General features: G+C 55.9%; 21 protein-coding genes. 14 read left to right on the top strand and 7 right to left on the bottom strand.

The genetic code is table 11. From position 1 onward, the window contains the following. Positions 1–269 precede the first annotated feature (269 nt). A complete protein-coding gene (locus C4318_05405) occupies positions 270–1,979 on the top strand; it encodes a hypothetical protein (protein ID MER3454580.1) in 1,710 nt (569 codons plus the stop codon). Positions 1,980–2,034: 55 nt separating this feature from the next. Next, positions 2,035–2,751 carry a hypothetical protein gene (locus C4318_05400; GenBank protein ID MER3454579.1) on the top strand — a complete coding sequence of 239 codons (717 nt, stop codon included), beginning with the start codon at positions 2,035–2,037 and terminating at the stop codon, positions 2,749–2,751. On the opposite strand, the gene C4318_05395 is transcribed toward C4318_05400, so the two are convergent. Together C4318_05395 and C4318_05390 are read right to left on the bottom strand one after the other, a co-directional pair. After that, a complete protein-coding gene (locus tag C4318_05395) occupies positions 2,712–4,952 on the bottom strand; it encodes a hypothetical protein (protein ID MER3454578.1) in 2,241 nt (746 codons plus the stop codon). The two genes, C4318_05400 and C4318_05395, sit on opposite strands and share 40 nt — an antisense overlap. After that, positions 4,949–6,151, bottom strand: coding sequence for a hypothetical protein (locus C4318_05390; protein ID MER3454577.1), 1,203 nt, complete (start codon positions 6,149–6,151; stop codon positions 4,949–4,951). Before C4318_05390 ends, C4318_05395 begins: the two co-directional genes overlap by 4 nt. 67 nt (positions 6,152–6,218) lie before the next feature. On the opposite strand from C4318_05390, the gene C4318_05385 reads away from it, so the two are divergent. Next, positions 6,219–7,232, top strand: coding sequence for a hypothetical protein (locus C4318_05385; GenBank protein ID MER3454576.1), 1,014 nt, complete (start codon positions 6,219–6,221; stop codon positions 7,230–7,232). 119 nt (positions 7,233–7,351) lie between these two features. Here the strand turns inward: C4318_05385 and C4318_05380 are convergent, their stop codons facing one another. After that, on the bottom strand, positions 7,352–8,287 hold the full coding sequence (locus C4318_05380) for an LLM class F420-dependent oxidoreductase (GenBank protein MER3454575.1): 936 nt from the start codon (positions 8,285–8,287) through the stop codon (positions 7,352–7,354). Positions 8,288–8,509: 222 nt separating this feature from the next. On the opposite strand from C4318_05380, the gene C4318_05375 reads away from it, so the two are divergent. Further along, on the top strand, positions 8,510–9,388 hold the full coding sequence (locus C4318_05375) for a hypothetical protein (GenBank protein ID MER3454574.1): 879 nt from the start codon (positions 8,510–8,512) through the stop codon (positions 9,386–9,388). A gap of 95 nt (positions 9,389–9,483) precedes the next feature. Continuing rightward, positions 9,484–10,062, top strand: a complete 579-nt coding sequence (locus tag C4318_05370; protein ID MER3454573.1) for a hypothetical protein — start codon at positions 9,484–9,486, stop codon at positions 10,060–10,062. 28 nt (positions 10,063–10,090) lie between these two features. Here C4318_05370 and C4318_05365 read toward each other — a convergent pair whose 3' ends face one another. Next, positions 10,091–10,996, bottom strand: a complete 906-nt coding sequence (locus C4318_05365) for an ABC transporter permease (protein ID MER3454572.1) — start codon at positions 10,994–10,996, stop codon at positions 10,091–10,093. Next, the gene (locus tag C4318_05360; GenBank protein ID MER3454571.1) at positions 10,993–12,156 is read right to left on the bottom strand and encodes a sulfonate ABC transporter substrate-binding protein; all 1,164 of its coding nucleotides are present in this window, start codon (positions 12,154–12,156) and stop codon (positions 10,993–10,995) included. The genes C4318_05365 and C4318_05360 overlap by 4 nt, the downstream gene beginning before the upstream one ends. 334 nt (positions 12,157–12,490) lie before the next feature. Between C4318_05360 and C4318_05355 the strand changes: the two genes are divergently transcribed. The 7 genes from C4318_05355 to C4318_05325 all read left to right on the top strand — a co-directional run bounded on the left by C4318_05355 (position 12,491) and on the right by C4318_05325 (position 20,416). Next, positions 12,491–12,724, top strand: a complete 234-nt coding sequence (locus tag C4318_05355) for a DUF3107 domain-containing protein (GenBank protein ID MER3454570.1) — start codon at positions 12,491–12,493, stop codon at positions 12,722–12,724. Then, positions 12,705–13,694: an anion-transporting ATPase gene (locus tag C4318_05350; GenBank protein MER3454569.1), complete on the top strand. Its 990-nt coding sequence runs from the start codon at positions 12,705–12,707 to the stop codon at positions 13,692–13,694. Before C4318_05355 ends, C4318_05350 begins: the two co-directional genes overlap by 20 nt. A 25-nt stretch (positions 13,695–13,719) precedes the next feature. Then, positions 13,720–15,030: a hypothetical protein gene (locus tag C4318_05345; protein MER3454568.1), complete on the top strand. Its 1,311-nt coding sequence runs from the start codon at positions 13,720–13,722 to the stop codon at positions 15,028–15,030. Beyond that, entirely contained in the window at positions 15,027–15,797 is a 771-nt protein-coding gene (locus C4318_05340; GenBank protein ID MER3454567.1) for a hypothetical protein, read from the top strand. The genes C4318_05345 and C4318_05340 overlap by 4 nt, the downstream gene beginning before the upstream one ends. 238 nt (positions 15,798–16,035) lie before the next feature. Next, the gene (locus C4318_05335) at positions 16,036–16,980 is read left to right on the top strand and encodes a hypothetical protein (protein MER3454566.1); all 945 of its coding nucleotides are present in this window, start codon (positions 16,036–16,038) and stop codon (positions 16,978–16,980) included. Next, the gene (locus tag C4318_05330) at positions 16,977–18,170 is read left to right on the top strand and encodes a hypothetical protein (GenBank protein MER3454565.1); all 1,194 of its coding nucleotides are present in this window, start codon (positions 16,977–16,979) and stop codon (positions 18,168–18,170) included. Before C4318_05335 ends, C4318_05330 begins: the two co-directional genes overlap by 4 nt. Next, the gene (locus C4318_05325; protein ID MER3454564.1) at positions 18,134–20,416 is read left to right on the top strand and encodes a hypothetical protein; all 2,283 of its coding nucleotides are present in this window, start codon (positions 18,134–18,136) and stop codon (positions 20,414–20,416) included. The genes C4318_05330 and C4318_05325 overlap by 37 nt, the downstream gene beginning before the upstream one ends. Before the next feature lie 29 nt (positions 20,417–20,445). Here the strand turns inward: C4318_05325 and C4318_05320 are convergent, their stop codons facing one another. Both C4318_05320 and C4318_05315 read right to left on the bottom strand, forming a co-directional pair. Further along, entirely contained in the window at positions 20,446–23,178 is a 2,733-nt protein-coding gene (locus C4318_05320) for a hypothetical protein (protein MER3454563.1), read from the bottom strand. A gap of 183 nt (positions 23,179–23,361) precedes the next feature. Beyond that, entirely contained in the window at positions 23,362–24,153 is a 792-nt protein-coding gene (locus C4318_05315) for a uracil-DNA glycosylase (protein ID MER3454562.1), read from the bottom strand. Positions 24,154–24,217: 64 nt separating this feature from the next. Here C4318_05315 and C4318_05310 point away from each other — a divergent pair, with 64 nt between their 5' ends. Further along, positions 24,218–25,111: a hypothetical protein gene (locus C4318_05310; GenBank protein ID MER3454561.1), complete on the top strand. Its 894-nt coding sequence runs from the start codon at positions 24,218–24,220 to the stop codon at positions 25,109–25,111. A 1-nt stretch (position 25,112) separates the two neighbouring features. Next, positions 25,113–26,627: an ATPase gene (locus C4318_05305; GenBank protein ID MER3454560.1), complete on the top strand. Its 1,515-nt coding sequence runs from the start codon at positions 25,113–25,115 to the stop codon at positions 26,625–26,627. Positions 26,628–26,653 lie beyond the last annotated feature (26 nt).

The raw sequence follows: 26,653 nt of genomic DNA, 5'->3' as shown, positions 1-26,653 counted from the left end.
TTGCCTCCATCCACCCATGTAATGCTGGCCTGTTGCTCAGGCCGAAGCTCTTCCCCTTACGGACTCCGTCTCTCCACACCGGTTGTCGTCGCATGAAAGTTTTCCAGCGAAGTGAGATTCGCCGACTGACGCACAGTGCGCGTCCAACATTCAGCGTTTTTCGGTGGACTTCCACAGCGCTGCTTTATGAGGTGTGGCACTATCGAGACTATCGCTCATTCGGTTCGCGCTTATCGCAGTAACTTGGGTATCGGGGTGCTAAAGGCGCAATGGCTGATATCGGCTGGAGGGAATGGTCTTCGAGTAGTTTTAGAGAAGCCAGGCGCCGTCAGGTGCCGGTGCTACTTTCGATCGTCTCGCCTTGGTTCGATGCGTGCCGTCGCATGGATATCTCTACCTACTCAGACTCTCGCGTAGTCACATTTGTAGAAGGAAACCTGGTTCCGATACGCGTCGACGCGCTTGACCGTCCTGACTTGGTTTCTAGGTATGCCCACAGCCTCCCCCCCGTGACGGCGTTTTTGACTCCCGACGGACACCTGCTCACTGCTGCTGGCTTTTTGGACGCAGCGCAGCTACTCAGTGCTATCGAAAGAGTCGTTCTCTATTACAGAGATAACAAAGCGCAAATAGAGCGAGAGGTTGCCGAGCGAGAGCGCAGGGCGTTGCTGGCGAGCGAGCCTCAGAATCCCATAACTCCGGGAGCTGTTCGCCGCGTCGAGGAGTCGATTCTTCGCTGGGTCGAGTCGGAGCTTTCTCTCAAACTCGCCCCTGACGCTGTTCACCTTCTTCATCTTCGCTACTGGAGGACCGGGTCGGAGGTGTACAGCGGAGCAATCCGCAAGCTTCTTACGTCCTGGGCGTCCTCCCCCCTGTTTGACAAAGTGGACGGTGGCTTTTTCCACCATGTCTCAAAGCCCGACTTTTCGGACCTCGAGCTTTCGAAGACATGCGCCGACAACGCAGGCGCCATCGAAGCTTACGCTGTGGCCACAAAGCTGTACAACGGAGCGCAGTTCGACATTATCCTGCGCCAGACATGCAGATGGGTCTCCTCGACTCTGCTGGACGAAAGAACGGGGGGCTTTTTTGCGGGCCAGCTTCCCGATGCAGACTATTACGTCAAGGGTAGGAGAGGCCACGCTGCCAGACCGCGCGCACTCGCCAAGATCTACGTTGCGCCTTGTGCAGCCATGGCACGTGCTTTGATCGACGCGGCTCTGGTCACCGGCGAGAGGGAGCTTGGAAGGCGCGCCCTGTCAGCTGGCGAGCTTCTGTGGCGTGAATGTTATGACCCCAATTCAGGGATGGCGCATCGCCTAGAGCCTCTACTGGCCGAGAGAAAATTTGGTTTCTTGGCCGACCAGCTGTCCATGCTCGATCTTTTGCTTAGAATTTACGAAGTTGGGGGTCACCCACTGCATCTGCAACGGGCGGTGGAGCTCGGCGGATTGATAGAGGCTCTATACGAGGATCCACAAGGCGGATTCTATGACAGAACACCCGAAGAGGACGACATAGGGCACCTAAAGTTTCGAAAGAAATCAGCAGTCGAAAATGGCCGGGTTGCGATGCTTTTTTACAAGCTCGGGGCACTTACTCACAACGATCACTTCAAGGAGGTTGCGGCAGCTGCATTGTGGCGCTTCACCTCTCGCTTGGATGAGTTGGGACCGATAGCTGCGCAGGTAGCGCTTGCTTGTGATGTGCATCTTGGGGGTATCACCGAAGCGGTTGTCATTGGATCCAGAGACAACCCTGCAGCCTCGAGGCTGAGAATTGCAGTCCTCGAGCTCTTTAGCCCCGCCGTGGCCCTTGGAACAATAGATCCAACAGACGAGTCGACTTTACGGATCCGAGACGTAACTTTTAGGGGCAAGCCGGTCGGATATGTGTTCCACGGCGGCGAAAGGCTCGGTCCAATAGAGCACCCTGAAGAGTTTCGGGAAGAGGTTTTAGGACGAGTCCGGGGCAAGTAGTGGTACTGACTAGAGCTGTACATTCGGTCTGGATCGATGCGAGGTTCGAAAAGCTATGAAGGTGGAAAGCTGCCCGGGGAGAAGCGGCTCGGGCGATATCCATTCGGATAACTCGAGCGATATCCATTCGGAAAAGAAGAGACAGAAACGAATGCCTGCTTCAGAGCGCCGCAAACAGCTCCAGGCCGTAGCGGTGGAGGTGTTCGCAGAGCGGGGATACAGGGGGGCTTCGATGGCGGAAGTAGCCGCGCGTGCGGGCGTCACCAAACCCGTCATCTATAGACACTTCAGCTCCAAAAAAGACCTTTACTTAGAGATCATGGAGGACGCCGCTGACCGCCTACTTTCTCGCGTGTGGGTTGGCGTTGAGGGCGGCGCTGATCCCTACGAGGCGGCTAAGAGAGGTTTTCTTGCGTACTTTGAGTTCATATCCCGTTACGCAGACGCCTTCCAACTACTTCAATCAGAGGCGTTCGAGGAAGAAGAAATTCGAGAGAACCTAGAGGCATTGAGAAACGGAGTGATCGAGAGGATCGCAAAATTCATTGCCCGTGCCGGAACAGGCCTTCCGACTCCCGACAGAAAGGTCGCTGCGACTTGCATCGTCGGCATAGCCGAGCTCGCTGGCCGCCATCTCATCCTTGAGAAGGGTGAAGATCCCGAGCACGTGGCGAGGGTAGCCGCCTCTATGCTAGTTGGAGGGTTGGAAGATTTGATGCAACGATGCAAATCTCAAGCCGATTCGCGGGTGGGTCGGCTGGCTGGCCGATGAGGAATTCCCGGCACTTTTATCGAAACTTCTAGAGCGCCGTCCGGAGAGCGACTCGCCTCGAAGGTACCGCCGATGGCCTCGATCTTTTCAGCGGGGGAAATAACGGCAACGAGCTCGCCTTCCATCCCTTCGGGCTCGTAAGTTTCTTGCATGGGAGGCGACCAGCCCGGAAACGGCGTTCGGGAGTCCGACTCAAACCTAAGGTCGATGCAAAGGCCATTGGCACCGAACCCCGACACTTTTATTGATACCGCGGACAGTCCAGTGGCTCCCTTGAGTTCTAGGAAAAGGTCGCGCAATGCGGAGTAAAGGAGGTTTTCCTGCCCAGGACTGATGCACGGCTCGGCCCTCCAGTCGATTCGTACTTGAGAAACCGATCCCTTCAAAATCTCATGGGCAAGCAATCGGGTGGCGGCTTCAAGCCCTTTCTGCTCGAGCACTGTCGGCCTCAAATCGTCGACTGCTCGTCTCAAGTCTTGGACTGCTTTGCCGAGCAGTGTTCTAGCGCGAACCAAAGAGTTTTCAAGCTGTAGGCTCGCTTTACCCTCGCCTGAAGCCACTGAGTCTGAATCAGTGTTTTCGGTGGAGTCTTCCCGTTGTTCTAAAACTACTGTCTCTAGTGCTTGCGCTGCCGACTCTATGTCTTTTGCAGGTCCTCCAACGAGTGCTTTTGCCATCTTTCGCCGTTCTTCTTCGAAGATCCAAATAAGCTTGATTAAAAGCTCGGAGCGAGAACGGTCTATCTCGGCGAGTTGCTGTGACAACTTGGCGATGCGGCGGTCGAGCTCGACGCGGTCTGTGACATCGCGCAGGATCAGCTGGAGTTTGTGCGAGTTGGCTTGTCTTCCCGTGCCCTGGAAGATCCTTTTTCCTGCGGGGGTGACTAGCGTGACTTTTATAACATGGGTTGCCTCGCTGTGCGAGACGTCTTTTTCCCCTTGCCTGGTTGTTTTGGCCTCGGGCCCGATATCCAAGGTGAAAGGAGAGCGGGAGACGAGGTCGGGCAAGCGACGGCCTATGATCTGATCTCTTTCGATCTTGAAGCGTTCACAAAATGCTGAGTTAACTAGGGTGACCACTCCGTCTGCGTCAAGCTCGACAATCGGGTCGGGCACCTCTTCGACGAGCTTCGTGTACCGTTCCAAAGAGACACGGGCCTTTTCGAAAATCTCTTTTCCATGGAGATAGCTCAGGTATTGGCGGCCGAGTATCAAACCGGTGATAACGATCACTAAAGCTTGCAGCGTACCAGCCACACCGCTGGCTCCCTCGACTACCAGCTCGATCGCCAAAGCAGCTAGGACGGCACCTAAAAACCCCAGTGAAAGCCTGTAGTACCGGTAGCGATGTTGAGGAATTTGGGCTTGAAGTCGTCGAGTCCTTCCTAGGAGAGGGATCAGAATCACAGTCCCGCTTGCTAGTGCTCTCAGTACGGGGTCAGGCCAGTAGGGAAGCGAAGGAAACCTGAAAAGAAGGGCGGAGTAGACAGAGTAACCCAAAGTTGTGCAAACAACCGGTACGAGTACGTGGTTGGTGAACGGAAAGCCACGGTAATCGTAAACACGGGTTACGAGATAAATCCCGAGCAGAATGCTCCCCACTACGATCCAAGCTCGGGTTCCCAGAGCTTCTGGGGAAAAGTCTAAGCCCGCTCCCCCCAGGGCCTCTAAAAGGCCCATCGCAGCGAAGGCATACACAAAGATGTCGAGAAAGTCGACGAGGATTTCGAGACCCGAGGCGTTACGCCGGATTATTTGAAAAGCAATGATCGCCGCGAGCGTGACGCTGCAGGCAAACAGTGTGGCCGAAATAGTGAGAGCGAGAATGCCGAGGTCCAAAACGAGTCCCACCCGGTAGGCGCCGAGGTTCGCAGCTATCGACAGTAGCAGCACACCCGTGAGAAACCACGCGCGCCTGTCCTCTGGAGAGTCGTCGGGAAAAGGGGCGAATCGGCCTGCTCTCAAAAGAGCCAACACACCAGGAACTGCAAGCAGCATGGCAAAAGATATGGCCGATGCGATGCTCGGAGGGGTCGGGCCCGCCTCGCTCGACTCGAGCGCTATCGATGTGATCACAAGGGTGAGCTCGACAATTCCGAGAATTATCACTATGAGACGACCCACGCTAGGCGGGGGATCTTCTTTTAGATGTTGTCCTGACTTTTCTTGCACGTTGGTGCAGGCTCCGGATCGTACTTTCATGAAGAGGCACCGTGATCTTTCGACAATGCTTGAAGGCGCCCGACTTCGACCCTGAGAGCTGACACGAAGTTATCGATGTCCCGTGGCTCGGTAGAGCGTCCTATGGAGATCCTAAGGTTCCGCCGGCTATCCGCGCCGACGGCAGCCAAAATGGGCGAAGGCTCGAAAGCTTCCGCAGCGCATGCGGATCCCGAATGTACTGCGAACCCCTGTTTGTCCAAGGCAAGCACAACCGCCTCTCCCTGTACCCCAGACAGTTCCAGCGAGATAATGTGAGGAACTCTCTGAGTTGGATGACCGAGAACCCTCGTCCCTGGAAGGGCTCGAATTGTCTCCTGGGCGAGATATTCGGTAATTCGTCGCTGGCGCTGGGCTTCTTTCTCCAGGTCCTCGGCGACACTTCTGCAGGCCACCCCAAAGGCTGACAGCGCAGCAACATCTTCTGTGCCGGCCCGCCTTCCCCTCTCCTGAGCCGCTCCGTAAAGAAGTGGGCGTGGCCTAAATCCTGGGGCGAGCGCAACTGCAGCAGCGCCTTTTGGCCCTCCGAACTTGTGGGCCGAAACGACGAGCGCGACGACGCCTAGTCGTTTGAAATCGATGGGCACTCTGCCTGCAGTCTGTGCGGCATCGGAGATTATGCGCCCCCCGTAGCGTCGAGCGACTTCCACTAGCTCCGGCAGGGGTTGTAAGGTCCCCAGTTCATGGTTGGCGTGTTGTATGAAGCAGAAGATGGAGGCGCGAGATGGCCTCCCTCCGTATGCTTTAGATGCAGCCTCGGCCATGGCATCTTCGAGAGAGTCCGGGATCACTTGACCGGAGCTGTCCACGCCAACTTCGACGAGAATGAGGTCGAGCTCCGATGCGAGTTTTCTAGCGGTGTTGGTAACTGCGGAGTGCTCCACCTTGGAGACTACTAGCGCTGAGCCAGTAAGGCCCGCAGCATAAACGAGCCAGTTAAGTCCTTCGGTGGCCGACGAGCAAAACGTGATGTTGCGAGGAGCGATCCCTAGAAGTTCCGCTACTTCGGTACGAGCTCGCTCAATCGCACGTCTTGCTTCCAGCCCCTCGGCGTAGGGTCGGGCGGGATCGCCGACAGCATCCGTCCACCGCAACAACTCCGCTTTCACCTCATCAAGCAGAGGTGCGTCGGATGCTTCGTCCAAATAAACCCGGTGATGGTTAGATAATTTAGCGACCATGATCTAGGTGCTCCTGGTGACCCCTGTGCGTCCCAGAGCGATAGAGGCAATATTTTGGGAGGATCCCATGACTAGTCCTTTCGGTCCAAGCGCCGCGCACCTCCAACCTGTCGAGGCCTTTGGGCCTCGTACACGGATAGTGTCCTTATCTTCCGGCAAGGGTGGAGTAGGCAAGTCGACGCTCACTGCGAACCTCGCTGTGGCTCTAGCCAAGCTAGGAAAAGACGTTTGCGTGATAGACGCCGACGTATATGGATTTTCGATCCCAAAGATACTCGGGGCTCGAGAAGAGCCTTCTGTCGAAAACGACAAGATTAGACCAGTACAAACTCTTGGAGTGAAAGTTGTCTCGATGGGATTTTTTGTCCCCGAGGAGCAGGCCGTGATATGGCGCGGTCCCATGCTTCACAAGGCCCTTCAACAGTTCGTGGCGGATGTTGCTTGGGGGGAGCCAGACTACGTTCTTGTCGATATGCCACCTGGCACAGGCGATGTGGCGATATCGATGTCGCAGTTTCTTCCCTGGTCCGAGGTGATAGTGGCGACGACCCCGCAGCACGCCGCAGAGCGAGTGGCACAGCGGATGGCGGCTATGGCGGCCAAGGTGGGCCTCGAGGTGATAGGGGTTATCGAGAACATGTCGTACTTCGTCGCAGACGACGGCAAGCGGTACGAAATCTTTGGATCGGGTGGAGGGGAGGACCTCGCTGCAAAACTGGATGTACCGTTGTTGGGAAAAGTGCCGCTGGATCCAGCTCTGCGGGAAGGAGCTGATAAGGGACGACCAGTAGTCGAGTTTGAGCCAGATTCTCCTGGGGCTCGTGCCATCACAGAGATTGCGGCAGAAATCGACGGAATGGAACCGGTCCGCAAGCAGAAGATTATTGCGGAGTCCGAGCAGGGATCGTCTGCTGGGAAAGAGGCGAAAATAGATTCTTCAGGAGCCAGGGGAACCTCCGCCACGAAGGGCATTCCTCTGAGAGTATCATTGACGCCCTCTCGCCCCGAGGGCCGGGCTGGGGTTCCGAGGGGGCAAGGCATACCCGGCCTTCAGATTACTCCGAAGAAAAAACTTGATTGAGTGGAGCGTCTCAGCCGTTCTCGGCTTATCAGTTATTTTCTCTCGATACTGCCCGCGCCAACCTCACTTTGAAAAAACGTCCGCAAGAGCCAGCACAAGGGCACGGCTCTTTTCTGGCTCTACTCTGAAGACAGCGACCCCAGAAACTCGATTGTGCGATCCAACGACGACATCTTGTCTTCTCTGGAGTCTCCAATTGGCACTGGGACTGCCAGTAGCTCTGTGGCGCCCGCATCGATGTAAGCGCGGATTTGTCGTTCTACAGCTCTTTCGTCGCCTGCGATGACAAGATCGCCAGCGCTCTCTGCTCCTTCAATGTCCAGCATCGCTCTGTATGAGGGCAGAGTCGGGTAAATCGAAAACACCTTGGAGGCGCGCCTTCGTGCGGCATCAACATCCGGAGTGAGACACACTTGGATCCCTGCAACGATTCGAGGACTTGGCTTGCCTGCCTCTTGGGCTGCTCTAGTGATTTTGGGAACAATATGGGAGGCGATAGTTTTGACCCCCGTCATCCAGGTGACCGTGCCTGCAGCTTTGGTAGCTGCGATTTTCAGCATTTTGTCTCCGAGAGCTGCGATGAGAATTGGAAAAGGTGTTGCCTCGGCCACCTTCACCGTGGCATTTACCCTGTAAAAATCGCCCGCAAAGCTGGAATATCCCTTTTCGACTAGGTCCTGCAGGATGAAGACGAATTCCTCCATGCGGCGTGCAGGTTTGTGGAATGGTACGCCCCACATCCCTTCGACGACGGGCTTGTGCGAAAGTCCGATACCGAGGTTTAGGCGGCCTCCGACGATCGATTGAACGGTGAGTGCTTGTTGCGCTAGCGCTACCGGGTGATGAAGTTGTATAGGTACTACGCCGGTACAGACATCGACCCGCTTCGTTTCCATCCCAGCGACCACTAGCGTCGTTAGAGCATCGGCTCCCATGACCTGGGGGACCCAGACGCTGGAAAATCCGAGCTCTTCGGCTCTGATAGCTTGGTGAGTTAGTTGTCGGGGAGCGGCTTGCAGCCCAGAGTAGTCGCCGATTCCAAGTCCAATCTTCATCACTTACGCCTCCTCTTGCCGGCCAAAATGGAGTATGTAGCCCACCGCCTCAAGGTGCTCGATTCCTAATGCTTCGTTGCTCCGTCTCTGCTGCAGGCCCTTGCAGGAGGGCCTTCTACACGCTCGACTGCTTGAGAACTTCTGCTCGATGCTAGTACCTACAGATATAGTCTTGGTCTTATATGCAACAACCAGTCTCCCGGCCCCACAAAGGGGTTCGCAATGTCAGAGAATACTAGGACTGACCGACCGTACTCGGATCCGCTAGCGCCGAAAAGCGAGGGATGGCTCGCGGGCAAGACGGTAGTAGCGCTCGAGTCTCGCTTTCCAAAGGAGTTCGCCGGGCTAATCGAGCGAAGAGGGGGTCGGGTTGTATCCGCCCCATCTTTGAGGGAGATTCCGGATCCCCATGCGCCATCGGTACACCGGTACATAGAGGGCGTGGTAGAAGGAGTTTACGGAATGGTCGTTTTGTTGACAGGGGTGGGGACCAGGCTATGTATAGAGACTTCGTCAGAGATCGGACTCGAAAATGAATTTTTGCTGGGTCTAGCATCGACGACCACGATATGTAGAGGACCTAAGCCCGTGGCGGTTCTTCGTAAACACGGGATCGAACCAACGGAAATGGCTCCCGAGCCTCACACCAGTGAGCAGCTTGCGAATGTGCTCCGCCGCCGTGGCAGCGAAATAGCTGGCCGCGAGGTAGCTCTCCAGCACTACGGCTCCGACAATGCCTTCATACGCCAAGAGCTTCGCTCCTTAGGTGCCAAAGTGTTCGATGTTTATCCGTATACTTGGGGGCTTCCAGAAAATATCGGACCCCTCCAGGAAGCCGTGCGACTCATCGCTAGTCATGAAGTTGATGCGGTGTGCTTCACGTCAAGACCCCAGGTGAAGAACTTGTTGGAGGTGGCACGAAGCATGGGCCTTTTGGCAGAGGTGAAGGAAGCTTTTGCTGGCTCGGTGGTTCCGGCTGCAGTGGGTCCAGTAGCTGCGGCCTCGCTCGTTGAAGAGGAAATCTTGCCGAAGGTGGAGCCCAATAGGCCTAAGATGGCCGATTTAGTCAGGGCCCTCGACTCGTTGAGCGACCCTAATTAGGGCGGCAGGATGCACTGATTTCGCGGGCTGTTACTTGCAGGGGAATTTGATCAATCGGATGAATGAGTCAACAAGGATGAATGCGCTAGGACACGGTGGGGGCGGAGTTAGCTAGATTGTCTTATGGAGACATGAAAGAAATTCACGCCGAGATGACCCGCCTTGAGGGAAGTATCCCAAAAGCTGTGGGAGTGAGCTACATAGACCATGTGGCTGTAGCAGTGGAACGGGTGCGGGACCTCGTCCCCCTGTATCGAGACTTGCTGGGGGGAACGTTCGTCGACGCCGGTGACGATCTTCTGAAGAACTTTAGGTTTGTGCAATTTTGCTATCCAGGAGGCTTCAAGATCGAGTTGATCGAGCCGCTGTCCAAAGACTCTTTCGTTCGAAGATTTTTAGACCGGCGTGGACCTGGCATGCACCACATCTTGATTCAAGTAAAAGACATCGAATCCGCAATCGAAGTGGCCGAGCAAGCAGGCTTTCGCGTCGTAGACAAGTCGCTCCGACCCCACGGATGGAACGAGGCTTTCTTGCATCCGAAATCGACGTCTGGGGTTCTCATAGAGTTCGGACAGTACAAACGCAGACCTTCCGATCCTCAAGGCGAGTGGAAGTTTCCATACACCTTAGAGGAAGTGCTAGATGGAGTCCTTGGCGGACCCAAGACCTGAATGGGCCCGCATATATAGAAGGCCCGACTCAGCCTGCTAACAGTCCGCGCCGTCGTTTTATGTGACGAGATAGGGAGCTAAAAACGAGGGAGTCTACGACGGTCCCCAGTACGAGGATCAGTGCGAGGATCGCCAGCATTCCCTGGGAGTCGGACAGCTCCCGTGCGAATTGCAGCTTGACGCCGATCGAGGGCTGGTTGGCGATGATGACCAACAGCTCCCCAGCCATCAGACTCCTCCAGGCAAACGACCACCCCTGTTTGAGGCCGTCCACGAATGAGGGTAGCGCCGCAGGGAGAACAATATGGCGGTACGAGTCTAAGCCCCTAGCCCCCATGGCTTTTCCGGCACGCAACAGCAACGGCGGGATGTCGTCAACGCCGGCAATCAATCCGTTAGCGATAGCGGGGGCTGCTCCCAAAACCACGACAAAAGCGATTGCCGCCTCGGACAATTTAAATAAGAGGATTGCCAGCGGGAACCAGGCAATCGACGGCATGGATTCTAGGCCCGTTATGAGCGAACCAATTGCCGCTCGCAGGGGTTTGAACCAAACGACCGCACTTCCCACCATGAGACCTATCGCTATCGCCAGGCCGTAACCCACTCCCGCTCGCCGCATCGTTATCGCGAGAGCCGCCAGGAGGTTGCCATTCACGATGTCTGACCACAAACGCGCGGCCACTGGTTTTGGAGGAGGAAGGACATGGGTCGGCTTCCATTTCAAAGCCACGAGCAGCTGCCATCCCCCAAGCCCGATGGCGACTGCGGCCGCTTTTGGCCATGCGCTCGACCATATCCGAGATACTAGCGACCGCTTTTCGGGGATAGGGAGTTCCAATGCATCGAGGCCAGAAAGCTCGTCGTCAAGCTTTTGGTGAGAGATGCGCTCGGACTTGCCAAGAGCCGTACTACTGCTGCCAGCGTCACTCATTTTTGGCTGAGTGCTTGGATCGTTTCATAAGCCCGATCGAGTGGCCTTGGGTCGACAAATCCTTCGATGCTGGAATTGTCAAATGGCGGAAGGAGCCCTTCTTCTACCGCCTTAGCACCCGTTTGAACGATTGTGTCAAGGAGAGGGTCTGCGGTGAATGTAAGTTCGCTCCATGCCCTCTCCGTAACTTCTTTAGGAAGCGATTTGCCCACTGTCCGACCTAACCAAGTCTCTACGGATCGCCTGGCTTCGGATACCGATGCAAGGTCACTGGAATTGAGACTATCAATACACTGCAAGTGAGCAACGAGGATTGCCACTAGTGCGTCCAGATCGCTTTGGATGAATGCAGGAGTGGCGACTACCACAGTCGTCGAAAATAGACCTTTCGGCCACAGCTCCCGCTCATCAACTAAAACTTTACCCCCGTACTCGACAACGAGACGGGAAGCCCAGGGTTCGGGTACCCAGGCTCCTGCTATCTCTCGATTGCGAAAAGCATCGACAATTTGGGGATTGGGTCGCGGAGCTATGGTGACGTCACCACCCTGGGCGGGATCTGTTTTAAATCCGTTTCGCTTGAGCCAAGCTCTGGCTGCTATGTCTTGAGTGTTGCCCAGCTGAGGGGTGGCGATTACTTTGCCGGCGAGATCAAAAACCGATGCGATCTCGGGCTGCACCACAAATGAAGCTCCCCCAGAAGTGGCACCTGCAACTATTCGGAGCGCTTGACCTTGAGAGCGGAGGAAACCATTTAAAGCAGGCCCGGGGCCAATGTAGGCGATGTCGATTGCCCCTGAAAAAATTGCCTCTATTGCTTGAGGCCCGCTATCGAAGAGCTTAACTTCTATACCGCGATCACGACCCGGCCTCGACTCGGAACGTAGCTGAGCCTCGAAGGCTCCTCTTTCGTAGCACAGGATACCCGGCGCATGGGTCACATTCGGGAAAAGCCCGATTCTCACCGATCGCTGGGAACCTTTTTGCGAAGACCCAGACGAACTGCATGCCACCGCGAGCGCAGTAATCGCTAAGCATAGGGCTGCTACCAATCTCCTGCTGGCTAAAAGGCCTGCAAACGGCCGTGCAGTACCGCGATTTCGAGGGGGGGCTAAAAGCACCGATTTACTCCTCCCAGTGTGTTTCAGAGCCGATTGCACCTATATCAAACTCAATGCATGAGCGCTTCAGTAATTCAAGAGGGCACAAGCACGTCGATCGATGTCAAGCTTGCGGATGTGGAGCATGGGGCGCCGGGCTCCCGCCCGAACCCTTGCATCCCCTTAGACCTTCTACCAAAACCCTACCGAGCGATACTACAAACAAAAGCAAAAGCAGAGCGAATCCGCAAGAGCTCTCATCGCAGGATCTTCTGTGCGCTAATGTTGAGTTCTTAGCAACATGCGGGATCTATTCTCCTGCAGGTTTGCTGGAGTGTGCAGTGGTCTGAGGGTTCACCATCGAGTAAAGGGAGTCGACTACTAGCGAGGTGAGATGGAGATCAAGATAGGTGTTGTAAACATGCACAAAGAACTCACGTGCACCGTAAGAGACAAAGACAAGCTGGAGACGTTCCTGCGCGATATCTCGGTGGCTATATCTGAGCAGTCGTCGATGATCTGGTTCGAGGACGACAGTGGCAGGCGTGTGGGCGTTCCAGCAGACAAGCTTGCGTACGTAGAGGTGGAAAGCGACCGGGAACGCAGAGTTGGCTTCGCCCGCAGCTAACGCACCTGAGATCCATCTCCTAGACCACCAACTCCTCTTCGTCACGGGAAAGGGAGGGGTAGGCAAGACAACGATCTCGTGTGCTCTGGCCTTTTTAGGCGCGAGCCTTGGTAAGCGGACGCTCCTCGCCGAGCTCGACGGTAAGCACGACATATGCGAGTTGTTCTCCGTTCCTCCTGCTGACGGCGCCATCCAGGAGCTCCACGGTGGCCTTTATGGACTGTCCGTAGACACGGAGTTGGCTCTTAGGGAGTACCTCCGAATCTTTGCTCGCATCCCTTGGGTAGGTCGCATCGGCCCGCTGGCTCGCATATTCGATTTCGTAGCTACTGCAGCACCCGGGGTTAAAGAAATTCTCACGATCGGGAAGATCACGTGGGAAGCAGGACTAGTGGATCCGAACCAGCAGGGCTACCCGAAATGGGACCTAATAGTTGTGGACGGTACGGCGTCTGGACACATCGTTGGACAGCTAACAGCACACCGGGCAATAAGGGACATGGTCCAGGTCGGGCTCATCCGGGAGCAGACCGAGGGGATGGCTGCAATCCTGGAGGATCATGAGCGAACCGCAGTTGCTATCGTCACGACTCCCGAAGAGATGCCGGTTGTTGAGACTATCGAGCTGTTGGACAGGCTTGCACAAGAAAGCCGCACCAGAGCAGCAGCGGTCATTGTCAACAAGGCTCTCCCCGAGTTATTTACTAGCTCGGAGGAGCAGGTATTTGAGCGCCTCGCCGAGCAGGATTGCCTTGAGACGATCGGAGAACATATCAATTACCAACCAAGGCCATACTTCGAAGCTGCACGTTTGGCGATCGGGCTGAGGCGTTCGGCATTGGAGAACCTATCGCGTTTGAGAGAGTCGGTGAGTGTCCCAATTTACTACGTTCCCTATGTCTTTACTGCGGGATACGGCCTGCGCGCGACGAAGATTCTCGCCGATGCGCTGGCCGAGGAGCTCTCCTGACACGATGAGGTGACGTATCAAGAAAATGCTTCATTCTTTTATTAGCGAGAGCACACAGACGCCAGATGCCCCGCAGCGCGAACAGCTGGATAATTCTCGTGCCTTTTCAATAGATGCAGCCTTTCCTGTTGCCGAAGAGCTAGCCTCGTCCTCCCTGGTGGACCTTGTTTCTTCTAAAGGGGTAATTGTCATCTCTGGGAGTGGTGGCGTCGGAAAAACCTCTGTAGCTGCTGCGGTAGGGCTGTTTTCTGCATGTTACCTAGAGCGGAAGTCCATTGTCGTGACAGTAGATCCTGCACGACGGCTCGCTACGGCCTTGGGCCTGTCGGGCCTGGGCAATCAAGCATTCGAAATAGACGAGTCTTCGCTCAAAGAGGCCGGGCTTCAGCCCAGGGGCAGTCTTTACGCGATGCAGATAGACACCAAACGATCGTGGGACGAGATGATCTGGCGATATGCAGAGTCGGAGGAAGAGGCTTACCGCATCCTCAAGAACCCTCTTTATCAAGGCTTCTCAGGGCGCTTTATTCAGAGTCACGACTACATTGCGATGGATCGCCTGTACGACCTTCGCTCTAGAGCTGAGTTCGACCTTATAGTCGTGGACACCCCACCTTCGCGAAATGCTCTCGATTTCGTTGAAGCCCCCCGCAGGGTGCAAGAGTTTTTCGGGGGTAGGCTGTTGAGGCTACTGACCGCCCCCTATCGGGTAGGAGGCGACGTCGGCTCCCGCTTTTTCAACTTTGCAACCCGCCCCTTTTATCGGATAGCCGATCAGATCTTGGGTTCGAAGTTTTTAGAAGACATTGCGGAGTTCTTTCTCTTATTCCAGTCGATGTACGACGGCTTTGTAGAACGGGCGACCGCAGTAGATCGGATGTTGAGGGATGCTCACACGGCTTTCGCGGTCGTCTCGACCCTAGAGACAGCCGCTCTTTTCGAGGCTCGGAGCTTTCGAGACCTATTGATTGCCCGTGGATTCCCGCTCGAGGCGATTCTCTTCAACAAAGTGCTCCCTGGTTACCTTCTCGACAAGGTAGCAGCAGAGAAGGCAGAACGCTTGACGGATCCGGCTCTCGTCGAGTCCCTTCAGGCTCTGGTGGGTGATGACTACGACGCGTTTCTTATAAACAGAGTACTGAACGAGGTGTCGGAGAACTACAAAAACTTTCATTTTGCTGCCGTGCGCCAAGCACAAGAGGCCCGCGAGTTCGGGAGCGACCACCTGCTCGTGGGCTCGATTCCCTACGTACCCGGAGAGGTATCGGACTTGCTTAGTTTGGGGAAGATGGCCGAGAACCTTTTCAAGGTGAGTCTCTTGCGTCGGTCGTTATGAGCAAAGTTGCAGCCGGCGCGATCGTCGGTGTAGTAGCAGGAATCCTCTCGGGAGCCGCTGGCCTGGGCGGCGCTATCGTATCGACGCCGGGAATCAGGGTGTTGGGAGCGGCTCCACTTATAGCTGTGGGGACCACAGTTCCCGCTATTGTCGTTGCCTCTGCGTCGGGATCATGGAACTATCTTCGTTCTCGCTGCTGCGACTTGCCGGTCGCATTCGCCACTGGCGCGACCGGCGTGATCTTCACTGTGTTAGGCGCTTTGTTCGCAAGGGTAGTGGGTGGCCGGCCCCTCATGTTGGCAACAGCGTGTTTGGTCGTCTACGGAGGGGGGAGAATTTTCCAAGGGAGACACCTAGACGAGTCTAGCCGTTGGAGGGCAATCTCGAAAGCGAGAGTCCCGATCGCAGCGGGGATCGGGGTAGTAGCGGGGTTTCTCTCTGGAGCATTGGGCATTGGCGGAGGAATAGTCATGTTGCCCGCCTACTACCGGCTGCTAGGCATGCCGATCAAGAAGACTACCGGCACTTCACTAGTCGTTGCAGGACTAATGGCCATCCCTGGCACCTTAGTACACTGGCGTCTCGGCAACATCGACTGGTATCTGGCTACCGGTCTGTGTGCTGGGGCTTTGGTCGGCTCATACTTAGGGTCCCGAGTAACGCTTTTATCCGGGGAGCGGCGAGTCAGGATCTACGTGGGGGTCTTACTCGTTGCGATCGGCACTGCCTATGGAGTAGGGGAGGCGATCGCTTGGATAAGGGCGTGAAATTTGAGGACCAGAGCTTCGCAATCCTGAGCGATCCTCGCTTTGGTTCAGATGGCTTTGGATAGGGACGATACTTGCTAGTGGTACCTTTCGAGGTCGTCGGGCGCGAGATTACGCACTAGAACAGCTAGGACTATAGGGCATGACCGACGCTCATTTGTTCGCTGGCACGGGGGAGCACTACCACTCCGAATCCGCTGCAGGAAGACACCTTTCTGGCGAAGAGCTGCACGCGGCTTTGTCCGGGGCCCGTTCAGTGGGAGCTCGAATAGTCGACAACGTTACCCGGGTAGTTAGGGGAAAGCGCTCAGTCGTAGAGCTAGTGACCACCGCGTTGCTCGCCGGCGGCCATGTGCTCATTGAAGACGTCCCCGGTGTCGGAAAGACGATTCTTGCCCGTTCTATAGCCATCTCCATCGGGGGACGATTCGCTCGGATTCAAGGAACCCCCGACCTGATGCCCGCAGACGTCACTGGCTCTGTCATCTATAGGCGCGAAGACGAGGCGTTCGTCTTCCACCAAGGCCCCATTTTCTCCAATGTAGTGCTAGTCGACGAGATAAACCGTGCTACCCCTAGGACACAGTCGGCCCTTCTTGAAGCAATGGAAGAGCATCAGGTAACCGTGGAGGGACACAGCTACGTGCTCCCTGAACCTTTTGTTCTTCTAGCCACCCAAAACCCTGTCGAGTACCACGGAACGTACCCTTTACCAGAGGGACAGATGGACCGGTTCACTTTGGCTGTTTCTTTGGGATACCCAGACGTAGGCTCTGAAAAGGAAGTGCTGCGCTCTCAAGCGTTGGGACATCCAATAGAACAGATAAAGGCTGTGTGCACTCTAGAAGAGGTTGCGCAGGCATCTAGGGCAGTTCGTCAGGTCCACACGGGGGCGGCTGTCCTCGACTATGTAGTAGCTATCGCTCATGCCACTAGAGAACACCCCCAAGTAGCTATCGGGGTATCTCCTAGGGGTTCATTGGCGCTCTTGCATACGGCTCAGGCACACGCAGTAATGGCTGGGCGGGACTATGTTTCGCCAGACGATGTCAAGGCGGTGGCGCCGGCCGTGTTGGGTCACAGGATAGTGTTGGCACAGGGGTCGGGAACGATCGGGGCAGGACGCACGTTCATCTCCGATGTGCTCACTCACGTAGCGGTGCCTACGGTTCGAAGAGAGTGATTGGGAAGTTGAGGAGAGTTCGGCGGCGATTGGCGAATCTAAGGACGGCGCCGACTTCCAAGGGCGTCGCCCTTTTAGCGTTTGCCGTCAGCCTTTTTTTGATCGGAGTCAACACCGGTAGTACGTGGCTGTACCTACTTGCGTCGGCTTGTTCGATGATTGTCGTGGTCTCGGCGCCGTGGTCCTCTCTCCCCCTTAGGCGTCTGAGGGCGCGGCGTCATGGCATTGTCAGGGCTACTATCGGTGAGCTCATAGAGTACCCTGTTACGGTGTCGACTTTGGGCTCCGGAGGTCGATTCGTTGTTTGGGATCCCGCTACCGACTCACGCCCGGCCATCGTAGAAGTATCCAGATCTATCGAGGACGTAGAAGGAATCTTGAGGGCAGTCCCACGTAACCGGGGCGTTTACTCTAGCCCACCCCTTGTAGCTGCATGCTACGCGCCGTTTGGATTGTGGAGAACGAGACGAACGGTCCCATGCGAGGGCGATGTGGAGGTGGCTCCTCCCATATTCGAGATCGCGCTCCCGGTGGGCCTCACGACTCATGTCCTCAACGGGGAGGGCAAGCGGGAACCCCCGAAGCGGGGGAAAGGGTATGAGTTCTTCGCACTTCGAGAGTACCTTCCAGGGGATCCCGTGCGTCACATCTACTGGCCCGCGAGTGCCCGACGGGACGAAGTGATTGTAAGAGAGTTCGAGGAAGAGGGAACAACACCTGTGGCGGTGTTAGTGGTAACTTCCCCACCTGCAGACGCCATGACTCTCGACAGAGTGCTGTCGGTAGCGGGATCGCTGGTGCGCGCTGCTGTCAAGGCTCACATACCGGTGCGTCTGGTGATTCCCGGAGGATTCGAGGATCCCGGTCGGGGCCCGCTTGTTCTTGCCTCTCCTTCTGCCAGCGTTTTGAGGTCGACCCTGGCAAGGGTCCAGGCACCTGTAGCCCGTGATGAACTTCTAAAAGCTGTCCGACTTTGTCGCGAGGCTCCGATGGGGGCTGTAGTGGGTGTGAAGTCGGCTCGATCGGCTTGGCCAGAGGGTCTCGAGGGTGTTCTCGACTTCGCCATCGTCGTCGCTGAGGAGGAAGCGAGGACTTCAGTCGAGACCATGCCTTCTGCTGCACGGATGTGGATAGTTCCGCCGCGAGGAGACATATGCTTCGACGGCTTATCGGCGGCTTCCGCCGCATAAATAGACCTCCTCACCCAGAGGACTCTGTTCCGCTCAGGGTGGCTACAACAGTCGCCACGCTCATCGGTGTGGTTGCGCTGTGGACTACTGATATCGTGCGCCCTAGTACTGCTCTCATCGGGCTCACCGTGATCCCGTTAGGAATGGTGTTTTCCTGGCGGTTTCGGAAGCGAGACAACTGGGAAATAAAGCTAGTTCTGACCTTTGCCATCGTGGTGGCGTTCGGGGCGTTTCTACGCTCCATAGCCAGGATCGGTATCGCTTCGGTCTCAGACACGATCCAGCCACTCGGAGAGCTGATGGTATGGGTGCAGGCAATGCACTCTTTCGACCTTCCAGGTCGTAGAGACCTGTACTTTAGCTTGGCAGCCGCCCTATCGATGGTCGCCGCGGGCGCTGTCCAGGCGCTTACAAATACTTTCGGATTGGTAATCGTAGTCTTTGGAATCGCTTCCCTGTTTGTACTACGTCTCGGCCACGATTCCGAGATTGCAGACAAGGAGCGCTTCGAGGGCGGCACAAAGTTGTTACCGGCTACGCCCGGTTCGGGTAAAAACGAGGTTGGTGCAGAAAAATCGCGAAGCAGGAGTGCCCTCGTCCGAAGCTCCGTTGCATTCGTGTCATTGGTGGCTGCGATCACCGCCGCTACGCTTGCAACTTACACGCTCATGCCTCGCTTCAGAACCGGGCGGGTTGTCAAACTCCCTTTTTCGATCAAAGGGGTTTCCCCCGTAGGCAGTGGTGGTCTGCGAATCGAGACGCCTGGTCTCGAAGAAGCGACCGGAGAGGGGGGCGTGACTAGGGTGGACGGGGGATACTTTGGTTTTGCCAACCGAATGGATCTCTCGGTAAGGGGCCGACCCGGAGACGATTTGGTAATGCGAGTGCGGGCTGACAAGCCAGCATTCTGGCGTGGGCTGGCGTATGCGACCTACGACGGGAGGTTTTGGCACGCAGACGAAGATCCTCCGAACAAGATCGAATCGTTCGAAAACGAGATGCTTCTTCCGAGTCCTCCGGGGCCTTCACTTCCGAACAGTCGGTACGACGAGCTGATCCAAACGTTTTACATAGAGGCTCCTCAGGCGAATCTTGTGTTCGGGGCGTATCGGGCAACGAGAATCTACTTTCCTGCTGCCTATGTCAGAGTCGACCGTGACGGCTCGGTGAGAAGCCCTGTCGAAGTGAACGAGGGACTTGTGTACTCGGTGGTGTCTCGAAGGCTCAACGTCAACGCCTCTGAGTTGGCCAACGCTGAGTACGGTACGGATCTTGCAAAGGCCGATCTGGAGCGATATCTTCAGGTTCCCGACAGCCTTCCCCAGAGGGTACGTGATCTGGCATATGAGATAACCCGAGGGAGCGCCACCCGCTACGAAAAAATTTTGGCCATCGAACGTTGGTTGATGCAGAACACCGAGTACACGCTCGATATCCCGCCTCTCCCTCCTGGTAAGGACGCTCTAGACACGTTTTTATTCGAAGACAAGAAAGGCTTTTGCGAGCAGATTGCCACTGCAGAGGTAATGCTTCTCAGGTTGGCGGGGGTACCTGCGCGCCTGGTCTCGGGATACGTACCTGGCCAACACTCTTTTTTCTCGGGAATGTACGAGGTTCGCGGACGCGATGCTCACACGTGGACTGAGATCTACTTCCCGGGAGTGGGTTGGGTCGAGTCAGACCCGACGTATGTAGTGCCACGAGCGGACAGTTTCAGTCAGGTAAAGGAGGCATTGCAGTGGGCGAAGGCCCGTTACGACTCCTTGCCTGGTTGGGCAAGAGCTCCGTTTTCCGTGATCTTTCGTTTTGGCAAGAGGGTGTGGAGCCTAGATCCGTCGGCCGTCTCGACACTAGTGCTGCTCTTGCTATCCAGTACGGCTGCGGCATTCTGCGTTAGGAGTCGAAGAAGACGGCGTGCAGAGGTGGTTTTGGCTTGGGAGGAACGAATGCTAAAGCGCTTGGAGCGAGTAGCGACCGAGTACGGTCTTGAACGAGCTGGGTCGGAGACCGTTCGGGAGTTCGTCTACCGGCTGGAAAAAGCAAGGTCAGCGCGGCTCTCGAGAGCGACAGGATTGAGCGACATCTGCTCGTTGGCCGATAGCCTAGATAGACACGTTCACTCGAGACACCCGCTGGACGACTCCGACCGAGTTTCCCTGGAGGCCGTGATCAATCAGTTGGAAGCCGAGCTAAAACAGATACTTGCCCAGCCGTCTCCTCGACGTATCTCGGCGGGGACTAGTTAGCACCGAGCTGTATAGTCGCCTCCCTTTTCCTACCCCGTATAACCTTCGGCAAAGTACCACTGCGATGCTGGCTCTGCGCCCCCTTGGACGATACTTCCTCCCTTCCAGGCCCCTCTGTAGTGGAAGTACATAGGTCGCTCAGCGAAGAATGGGGACGACGACTCGAGAGCGACAGATACCTCCCCGGCTCTGCGCACCTCGTCGTGAACGGCTATTGTCAGCCGGGAATTGGGGCCGACGCTGTAGCTTTTCACTATGGGAGCTCCCGATGGGAAGCTGTAGGTGCCCTGTACCGATATAGGAGAAGCGTTGGGATTCAAAAGGCTCAGGTACTCGTCGAATCCTGGTGCCGTATAACCTTCGGCAAAGAAGTACTTGGTCTTTGCGGATACTGCACCTAGAGCTACGTGACCTCCGTCTACCTCTCCGTAGCCGAAGTACATCGGCCGCTCAGCCACTATTGGCTGAGTCGATGAGACTTTGGCCGACACATCCTTTCCGGGTCCAACGTAGTCGTTGACGAAAATAGTGGTGCGACCCTTCGCTTTTACAAGGACTCCCTCAAGCCGTTTTAGGAGGCCTTGGTTTCCGAGTAGCTCTATGGTCACGACTGCATCTATCGAGCCTGGATTCGCGAGCGTAAGGTAAGTGTGAAATCCTCGGCCCGTGTAACCCTCGGAGAAGGTCCACTCCCGGAGGGGAGATCTGGCACCTACGACCACGTCTCCGCCTTTGTAGCCCAAGTAGTCGTAGTATTGGGGTCGCTCGGCCACTATTGGAATGTTCGAACTTATTTGAATTGCCACTTCTTTGCCGGATCCTACGACTGAATTGACGAAGATAGTCTTTCGCGATTTCGATGGAACTACGACATCCAGGCTCTGGCTACCCGTGGGATTGAACAAAAACTCCACTCTGGTGGTTGCATCCGAGTCCTGAGGGTTGTAAAGCGTTAGATACTCTGCAAAGCTTCCTCCCGTGTAACCCTCGGCGAAGTACCACTGTGTATCGGGCTGGGGCACACCGAAGGCTGCGTCCCCGCCATCGAAGGATCTTTGGTAGTCGAAGTACATAGCTCTTTCCACAACTACAGGAACCAAAGAGTCCACTCTGGCGGAGACTTCTTTTCCAACGACGTAGTCATTGACGAAAAAGGTATGTCTTGCCTTTGGCTGAACTACAAAGTTCTTGACCCCAAGAACCCCTTCGTTTCCGGAGAGAGTCAGCGTCACTTCTGTCGGAACGGCATTGGGATTGTAAGTGAGAAACCACTGCTCAAAGGTCGGTCCGGCGGTCAGCTGCAAGGGAATGCGCTTTGTCATAGACCCTTGAACTTCTACGACGGCGTAGTAGGTGCCGGGCAACACCGATCTTTTATCGGGAAAGCGTGCATCCCAAAAGACATCGATTGAAGCGCCGGAGCCGGTCCTGGTGAGCAAAGACGCTCCTCGGGAGTCGACGATCGTGACTTTCCATGCGGCCTCGTATTTGAGGTATGCCGAAAAACGAACTGACTCGAATCCATTTCCGAGCCACCGCGGCTGTTCGGGTATCCACCGGGCGCCGAAGACTTTCTGTCCTCCAGAATCCCTTGCTTGCTGAGCAGCTGAGTCGAGTGTCCCATACACGCCGTTTCCAGGGCACGAAGTCGGAAACGCGTCGCGATGACCCGAGACCGCTCGCAGATTCAGGGGTACGCCATCTGTCCTTACTATGTCGACTCGGGCTGTGGGGTCGACGGAGTGCACGTCTAATTTCCAATCGACAAGCGCCACCAGCGAGGCAAAGGCAGGGCCAGGTATAGATGCAGAGGAGAAGTCCCCGATGATAGCTATACCGGTCGACTGAGAGTTGGATCCCCAGCTGTGAGCTCCGATTACGGGCTGGTCGATTCCCCCATAACGCCCCTCGAAGATCTGCCCGTACCGATCGATCAAAAAGTTGTACCCGATGTCGTTCCAGCCATTAGTCAAGACATGGTAGGCGTATATCCCTCGCACGATTGCGGCTGAGTCGCCCGGACCGTAGACGTTGGTGGACACAGTGTGATGCACGATCGCAAGTTTTACGGCACCGTAACTAGGCTCCCCTCGCCTGAGAGACTCGTCAGCCCCCCATCCGGCCCTCGACACGATACTGGGCTGGGGGCTGGAGGCCTTGGCGAGAAGGGGTCGGGAGCGAAATATTGCTCGGAAGTATGCAGCAGCCTTCGCGAGAAGGGGAGCCCGGCGCCCTTGAATGTCTATCGTGGTTACTTCTGGAGGACTCTGTATACCATGGGGTCCGCGCCATCTGATTTGGACGTAGCGAGACGGACCCAGGTATATAGGTCCTATGGTTACCTTGTTAGCCACCCCCTCGCCGGTGCTGGGATCGGGTCCGTCAGCCTCGTCGGACGATATCCAAGGACCCCACTTTCCTGGCTCCACAGCCCCTCGCACCTCGAAGAGTGGTTCCGATCCCTCTAGACCATCCAGACCTTGGCCACTGCGAGAGTTGGAGGGGATCTCCCACGAAGCGCCGACCATATCGAAAATGCGTCCTGTGTCGACCGGCTCGGATTCTACTACCGGCTCGCTGTCACCAGTGCGTGGTGTAGTTCTAGAGGGCTTGATGGAGGTAGCGTCGACGGTGGACAGCTCTGGCGGGAGGACGGGATCGGAAGCGAATGCAGGGGCAGGGAGCACTCCTCCCAGCGCAGCAGAAAAAACTATCAAAAAGATCAAAAGACGGATATATGCGTTACTCGATTTGCGTGCCATGAAACGACAACCCTTGCCTTCGCTTTTTGGGGGATTTATCGACAGGTCGCCCGCATGCCCCTGAGACGGGACAGGTAGTTTGCACACGCTGCATACCCGATCCAGGTCTCCAACCCGGCCTCTGATTTTAGCAGAGCAAGCACATTACGTATCGCGAGGCATTCGGCTTGTTGCCGCGTGGTGTCACTGGGAAGATGTCTTAGCCAACTTTTCTGCTTCAGCGACAGCTGAAAGCATCGCATCGACCAGCATTGCTTTTGTCAGTTTCCCTGTAAAGGTGTTCTGCTGGCTGGGGTGATACGAGGCGACGAGAGCGATGGGCCGCATCGAGGGTGGTACCTCAGTAACCCTACCCTCAGTCTTCGCCATGCGGGGCTCTGTGCAGATCGATCTGCTTTTCCATCTAATATTCGCAACTGCTCCGTGGAAAAAACGGGGTCTGGGTGAGGGTATCTCACCAGAGGCAATAACTGTCGCCCGGAGTATCCCGTCCCATGCAAAGCGGCCAAGACACAGGATCGACGTCGGCTGCACGATCTCGATTTCCTCGATGAGGTAGGGAATACAGTTGTCCCTCTCTTGCGGGGTTGGCTTGTTCGCAGGGGGGGCGCACCGCACTACGGCTGAGAGGTAAGCACCCTGGAGCTTTAGCCCGTCGTCGAGACTACGGCTATCGGGCAAGTTGGCCAAACCTACCTCATACAGGGCTTCAAACAAGAACGTCGCTGACCGGTCGCCAGTGAAGATTCTTCCTGTTCGATTGCCACCGTGGGCTGCGGGGGCTAGGCCGATGATCATGAGAGGGCCGCAGGGATCACCAAATCCAGGCAGGGGCTTCGACCAGTACCGCCAGCCAATGTATTGCCTCGGAGGCTTTCGGCCAACGCTCTGGCGCCATTCGACGAGCCTCGGACATGCCTTGCAGGCGATAATTCTCCGGTTCAGGTCTTCGAGTGCTCGTTGTGGTGTTTCCAACGGTTCTCCAGGCTGGCGGTTGTTTTAGTTGTTTTAGTAAGGATCGTGAAGAATCACAGTTTCGATGATCGATTATCACGTTCATTACCACCAACATGGCGAGTCGGGTGAATACGAGTTGCAGAGGTTGGAAAGTATCGCGAAGACGGCAAAGCGAAAAGGCTTGGTCGAGGTCGGTCTTTCAGAGCACGTATTCCGCTTTGTCGAGTTCGTCGATGTAGTTGGCGATTGGTGGAACGACACCGACGATCCCAAATGGCTCAGGGACCACTGCGAAAAGTACTTTGCTCAGCATGCCACTCAGTCAGTGCATAGATACCTCGATTTCTTGCGTGCTGACCACGACTGGGGAGTAACTATCAGAGCAGGACTCGAGGTGGATTTCTTCCCCGGCAGGATGGCAGAAGTGAAACAGTTTCTCGACTCCCTCGAGCTTGACTTCGTACTAGGTTCGGTGCACTGGATAGGAGCCTGGGGTTTCGACAACGAAGAAGTGTCGGACGAATGGGAACGGCGCGATCCGGATTCAGTGTACGAGCAATACTTCGACCACTTACTGGCATTGGCCTCTACAGGAGTGCCACAGGTACTGGCTCACCCTGATCTTCCAAAAAAGTTTGGATACAGATCCCGCAACTATGACCTCGCCGCAGCATACTCAGGCTTGGTGACGGTCTGCACCCGAGAGGGTGTAGGACTAGAGGTTTCATCCGCAGGATGGAGGGTTCCCGCGCAAGAGCAGTATCCGGAACGTCAGCTTCTAGAAGTTGCAGTCTCCAGAGGCGCCCAACTCACGACGGCCTCCGATGCTCACGTGCCAGAATTGGTCGGCTATAGGGTCGACAATCTCTGTGAGCTTTTGAAGGGCTTGGGGTGTCGAGAAATTTACGGGTATCGTCAGAGGCGACCTATCAGATTCCCTCTTGATCCACCCGAAAATAGCGAAAGCAGGTCCTAGAGTGATGACCAACGAACTCGTCTCACAGATAACATCAACCGAGCCGCAGCCGTCGTTGGAGGAGCTGGCGGCTAAGTACACGCGCCTCAATCCCGATGGCCTGTCTCACATTCAGCACTTAGTAGCCACTTGGGGGCTTCTTGCGGACCTTTCCTTTGCTGATTTGGTTCTTTTCTGTCCCTGTGTTTCCGACCCCAAATGCTATGTGGTGCTGGGACTCGCTAGACCAAATACCACACACACACTGTTCGAAGTGGACCCCACAGGCCAGATCGTGGGTGAAGCGGTGGTGCCCTATGTAGCACGGTGTTGGAGAAGTGGCGAGCGTGTCACTACAGAGACTTTTCGCCCCGAAATTGGAGAACGCGTCAAGGTGGAAGCGGTCCCTGTGAGAATGCAAGGTACAGCGATAGCTGTATTGGTCCGTGAGTACCTAGCCCAAGTGGCGAGACGTCCGTCGGATCTCGAGAAGACTTACCTCGAGGTAGCCGAGATTCTTTTCCAGATGGTCGACGAGGGAACTTTTCCCTTTCCATCCGAGGAGTTGGAGGTGGAGGGAGTTCCCCGGGTAGGGGACGGCATTGTAAAGGTCGATGCGGAGGGGAGGATCGTTTTTGCCTCTCCCAATGCGGTTTCCGCAATGCGTAAGCTCGGGGTGACGTCAAGTCGCAAGGGAAGGACGTTTCACGAGGTTGGTCTCGAACAGGTTCCCGTGAGGACCGCTTTCAGAATGCAGGTTCCGGCTAGCGAAGAGGTCGAGGTTCCCAACGCCACGGTCGCTTTTTATGTCATCCCGTTGTTGTCGAAGGCAGAGGTTGAGGGAGCTCTCGTACTGGTCAGGGATCTCTCGGAAATACGGAGTCGTGACCGACTGATCCTTTCTAAAGACGCTGCCATTCGAGAAATCCACCACCGCGTCAAGAACAACCTCCAAACAATCGCCTCGCTTCTGAGGTTGCAGGCGAGACGACTAGCGGTGCCTGCGGCTAAAGAAGCATTGGAGGAGTCGGTACGCAGGATCGGTGCAATAGCTCTCGTGCACGAAGTGCTCAGCCGAGAGCCAGGAGACCAAGTTCACTTTCGCTCTATTCTGCGGTCTCTCGTGGCTATGGTAGAAGAAGCACTTGTACCCCAAGACGCGACAATAGCTATTGAAATCGAAGGAGCGGTGCCCGATCTCAATGTCGAGGTTGCGACTCCAATGGCGGTGATCGCTACGGAGCTATTGCAGAACGCTGTTCAGCACGGATTTCCCAGACGCGAAGAGGGCGAGACCATAAAGGGGGTCGTGAGGATCCGGATGAATCGCGACGACTCGCACGTAGTCATGGAAGTTTCTGACAACGGGGTGGGTTTTCCTGAAGGATTTGACGTGCAAAGAGATTCAGGCCTTGGACTGCAAATCGTAGAGACCCTGGTTTCAGGGGAGCTGGGGGGTGAACTAAGCGTCTCGAATAACGACGGAGCAGTCGTCACTGTAAGGGTACCCTTGCAGGGAGGGCACATTCCTCGGTAGATCTAGAAAGCAGAGCTGGAGAATCT

This window comes from Acidimicrobiia bacterium (genome assembly GCA_040289475.1).
GTDB lineage: Bacteria > Actinomycetota > Acidimicrobiia > ATN3 > PSLF01 > PSLF01.
The sequence above is the reverse complement of the archived record's forward strand: the minus strand, read 5'-3'. Positions and strand labels throughout refer to the sequence as shown.